This window comes from Mesorhizobium sp. M7A.F.Ca.CA.002.15.2.1, assembly GCF_003998715.1.
GTDB classification, from domain to species: domain Bacteria; phylum Pseudomonadota; class Alphaproteobacteria; order Rhizobiales; family Rhizobiaceae; genus Mesorhizobium; species Mesorhizobium ciceri.
In genome coordinates this window covers 1-1,165 of record NZ_RZPI01001045.1, presented here as the reverse complement: position 1 = coordinate 1,165, position 1,165 = coordinate 1, and the positions used below count along the sequence as shown (strand labels likewise).

The 1,165-nt window shown below is 65.3% G+C and carries 3 protein-coding genes; all 3 read left to right on the top strand.

Translation table 11 applies throughout. The features are described from left to right. Positions 1 to 271, top strand: a 271-nt coding sequence (locus ENZ74_RS32420; protein WP_164761428.1) for a peptidylprolyl isomerase, incomplete at its 5' end; no start/stop codon positions are given. Between the two features lie 12 nt (positions 272 to 283). Further along, positions 284 to 733 (top strand): DMT family transporter, encoded by a 450-nt coding sequence (locus ENZ74_RS32415; protein WP_013531824.1) that lies wholly within the window; start codon positions 284 to 286, stop codon positions 731 to 733. Further along, a partial coding sequence (locus ENZ74_RS32410) for an S-adenosylmethionine:tRNA ribosyltransferase-isomerase (protein WP_164761427.1) occupies positions 733 to 1,165 on the top strand: 433 nt, incomplete at its 3' end. The genes ENZ74_RS32415 and ENZ74_RS32410, both read left to right, overlap by 1 nt.

The following is a 1,165-nucleotide window of genomic DNA, read 5'->3' as shown; positions in this document are numbered from 1 at the left end:
GGGCGGCTCTGAGAAGCCGGACCTGAAGGCCGAATTTTCCAACGCCAACCATGGCCGCGGCACCTGCTCGATGGCCCGTTCGCAGAACCCGAACTCGGCCAATTCGCAGTTCTTCATCTGCTTCGACGATGCCGCCTTCCTCAACCGCCAGTACACGGTCTGGGGCCAGGTCATCGAAGGCATGGACAATGTCGACAAGATCAAGCGCGGCGAGCCGGTGCAGGATCCCGACAAGATCGTGTCGCTGAAGGTCGCGGCCGACGTCAAGTAAGGGCAAACGACAATGATGGGCGTCGTCTGGTCGCTTCTCGGCATCCTATCCGGCGCCTTCATTGCCATTCAGGCGCCGATCAATTCGCAGCTGGCGCGCGGCCTGGGTCTCCCAGTCGCGGCGGCTGCGTTTTCGTTCCTGTCGGGCGCGATCGTGCTCGGCATTATCTCCGTTACGGTGGTGAAGCTGCAAGGCATCTCGCTCGACTGGAAAGCGCCGGCGCCCTGGCTGTTCGTGGCCGGCGGCATGCTCGGCGGTTTCTATGTCACGCTGTCGACGATCCTGACGCCACGCATAGGTGCTGCCGCGCTGATGGCGTTTCTGGTCGCCGGCCAGTTGCTGGCCGGCATGCTCATCGACCGCGTCGGCTTCCTCGGCGTCGCGGTGCGTGAAATCTCGCTCGGCCGCGTTGCCGGCGCGGTGCTGCTCTTGGCCGGAGCGCTGCTCGTCCGGCTCTACTGATGCGCGTCGATGTCTTTGACTTCGACTTGCCGGAGGAGCGCATCGCGCTCCGCCCGGCGCAGCCGCGTGACAGCGCCAAGATGCTTCTGGTCAAGCCCGGCGAAGGGCTCGAGGACCGGACGGTTGGCGACCTGCCGTCCTTGCTCAGGGCCGGCGACGTGCTGGTGTTCAACGACACCAAAGTCATTCCGGCGCAGCTCAAAGGCATAAGGCGGCGGGGCGAGGCGACGGCGCAGGTCGAAGCCACGCTGCATATGCGCATGGCGCCGGACCGCTGGCTGGCCTTCATGAGGCCGGGCAAGCGCATTGCCGCCGGCGACCGCATCCATTTCGGCCATGACGGCAATTCCTGTTTCCTCGGTCAGCTCGACGCCACGGTGATCGAGAAAGGCGAGGGCGGCGAGGCGCTGCTTGGCTTCGACCTGTCGGGGC